A 1,091-nucleotide genomic window follows, 5' to 3' on the forward strand; every position below is an offset into this window, starting at 1 on the left:
CACGATGTGGAGCGGGTCGGTTGTTTCGATTCCGTCGGGGTGGTTGTTGTGCGACGGGACCAACGGGACGCCGGACTTGCGGGATCGATTCATTGTTGGGGCGGGTGGCGCCTATACGGTGAACGATACGGGTGGTGCGGATAGTGTGCAGTTGTCGGGCAGTGAAATGCCTTCTCATTCGCACGGTAGTGGTTCGTTGCAAACGGATTACGCTGGTTCGCACTCGCACGGGGGGACCGCTGAAACGGCCGGATCGCACAGTCACGGTGTCAGCACAGCCAACCTCACGGGTAACATGACCTGGCCCAGGGGGGACGGAGAAGGGCATCCGCAGGCAACGAGCACCAGCGGAATTCTTAGCACCTCAAACATCAACGTCACCACGATGTACGCCAAATTCAATAGAAGTAGTTTTTCGGCCACGAACTCTATGCAGGTTGATGCTACGCACTCGCACTCTCTCAACAACGCTGGGAACCACACGCACAACCTTGACATCCAAAACGCCGGAAGCCACGACCACGACGTGGACGGCAACACCAGCAGCAGCGGTGGGAACGCCGCACACGAGAACCGTCCGCCCTACCTCGCTCTTGCGTACATCATGAAAGCATGACCCGCATTATTCGGGTTCCGTTCCTCGTTCCCCGTTGGGCCATTGCGCAAGTCTTGCTACCCAACACCATCTTCTTAAAGGCCGGCGTGACCGCGTCAACAACGCTAATTGCGCACGAACTGGTGCACGTCGACCAAATCCAGCGGTACGGGTTGCTGGCGTACTGGGTTCGATACCTATTGCTTTTGTTGAGGTACGGGTACGAGGACCACCCAATGGAAATCGAGGCGCGGGCGTTGGAAACGACGATCGAGTGGCGTAAGCGTGCGAAGCGCGTGTTGGAGGTGAACGATGCCTGATCTCGTGAACACGAATAGCCTGACGTGGAGTGAGTCGGCTGGCGATTTGTTGGGGACCGTGACGGGGCGTGTGCCTTCTGTGCGGGTGGACGATAACGGGACGGTCGGGTCGAACTCGACGCCTGGCGCGTTGACGATTGATGCGGCGGGGAACGTGACGCTGTCGGCTGACGCGA

Annotated in this window: 3 protein-coding genes; all 3 read left to right on the forward strand. The window is 58.8% G+C overall.

Annotated features, from left to right (window positions below):
* Window positions 1-616: hypothetical protein (locus RI554_11670; GenBank protein ID MDR9392671.1), on the forward strand; the 616-nt coding region annotated here is incomplete at its 5' end.
* Complete coding sequence (locus RI554_11675; protein ID MDR9392672.1) at window positions 613-915, forward strand: hypothetical protein; 303 nt, start codon at window positions 613-615, stop codon at window positions 913-915. The genes RI554_11670 and RI554_11675, both read left to right, overlap by 4 nt.
* The coding region (locus RI554_11680) for a hypothetical protein (protein ID MDR9392673.1) at window positions 908-1,091 on the forward strand (184 nt) is incomplete at its 3' end. The genes RI554_11675 and RI554_11680, both read left to right, overlap by 8 nt.

Source organism: Trueperaceae bacterium (genome assembly GCA_031581195.1).
In the GTDB taxonomy this organism is placed as follows: Bacteria; Deinococcota; Deinococci; order Deinococcales; family Trueperaceae; genus SLSQ01.